At 67.7% G+C, this 1,680-nt stretch carries 1 protein-coding gene; it reads right to left on the bottom strand.

Annotation, left to right across the window (positions count from 1 at the left end; translation table 11 throughout):
• Nucleotides 1–1,680 (bottom strand): acyl-CoA dehydrogenase (locus U5809_RS34495; RefSeq protein WP_322089838.1); only part of this gene is annotated, 1,680 nt, incomplete at its 5' end.

The following is a 1,680-nucleotide window of genomic DNA, read 5'->3' as shown; positions in this document are numbered from 1 at the left end:
TCAGAACTGGTCTTCCGTCAACGCGAGCACGCTCTCGTTGCCCTTCGCGCCGACGATCGACGCTTCGAGCGCACCGGCCTGCACGAGAATATGCTCCGCATAGCATTGCGCGATCGCGATCTTCGCATCGAAGAACGCCGGGTCGCTCGCGCGGTTCGCCTGCGCCGCCACCAGCGCGCGCGCCATCTGCCAACCGCACAGCACCACGCCCGCCAGCTTCAGGTACGGCACGCTGCCCGCGAACACCGCGTTCGGGTCCTGCTTCACGTTCGCCACCACGTAATCCACTACCGACGACAGCGCCTTCGCACCCTTCTCCAGCTGCACCTTCATCGACGCGGCCGCCGCGCCGTCCAGCTTGCCCAGCGCCGCCACCGTGTCGCCGACTTCCGCGAGCAGCGCCTTCGCCACCGCGCCGCCGTCGCGCATCGTCTTGCGCCCCACCAGGTCGTTCGCCTGGATCGCCGTCGTGCCTTCGTAGATCGCCAGGATCCGCGCATCGCGGTAATACTGCGCCGCGCCCGTCTCCTCGATGAAGCCCATCCCGCCGTGCACCTGCACGCCCAGGCTCGCCACATCGTTCACCATCTCCGTGCTCCAGCCCTTCACCACCGGCACCAGATACTCGTAGATTGCCTGATGACGGCTGCGCGTCGCCTCGTCCGAATGGCGGTGGGCAATGTCGCTGTGCCCCGCTGCCACGTATGCCAGCGCCCGCGCGCCTTCGGTCAGCGCGCGCATCGTGCCGAGCATCCGGCGCACGTCCGGGTGATGGATGATCGTCACCGACTGCTTCGCCGACCCGTCCACCGGGCGGCTCTGCACGCGCTCCTTCGCGAATTCCGCCGCCTTCTGGTATGCCCGGTCGGCCACGCCGATCCCCTGCATCCCGACGCCGAAGCGCGCCGCGTTCATCATGATGAACATGTATTCGAGGCCGCGGTTCTCCTCGCCGATCAGGTAGCCGATCGCGCCGCCGTGGTCGCCGTACTGCAGCACGGCCGTCGGGCTCGCCTTGATCCCGAGCTTGTGCTCGATCGACACGCAGTGCACGTCGTTGCGCGCGCCCAGCGAACCGTCTTCGTTGACCATGAACTTCGGCACGATGAACAGCGAGATGCCCTTCACGCCTTCCGGCGCGTTCGGCGTGCGTGCCAGCACCAGGTGGACGATGTTGTCCGCCATGTCGTGCTCGCCCCACGTGATGAAGATCTTCGTGCCGAACACCTTGTACGTGCCGTCGCCCTGCGGCTCGGCGCGCGAGCGCACCAGCGCGAGGTCGGAGCCCGCCTGCGGCTCGGTCAGGTTCATCGTGCCCGTCCATTCGCCCGAGATCAGCTTCGGCACGTAGCGCTGCTTCTGCTCGTCGGTGCCGGCCGTCAGCAGCGCCTCGATCGCGCCGTCGGTCAACAAGGGACACAGCGCGAACGACAGGTTCGATGCGTTCAGCATCTCGATGCACGGCGTCGCGATCAGCTTCGGCAGCCCCTGGCCGTCGTATTCGGCCGGATGCTGCAGCCCCTGCCAGCCACCTTCGACGAACTGGCGGAACGCTTCCGCGAAGCCCGGCGTCGCGGTCACGACGCCGTCCTTCCAGCTGCTCGGGTTGCGGTCGCCTTCGACGTTCAGCGGCGCCAGCACCTCGCCGCAGAACTTCGCGGACTCGTCGAGCACGGCCTG

This window comes from Burkholderia sp. BCC1999, assembly GCF_905339975.1.
Classification (GTDB): Bacteria; Pseudomonadota; Gammaproteobacteria; order Burkholderiales; family Burkholderiaceae; genus Burkholderia.
This window is presented reverse-complemented; position numbering and strand designations above follow the sequence as displayed.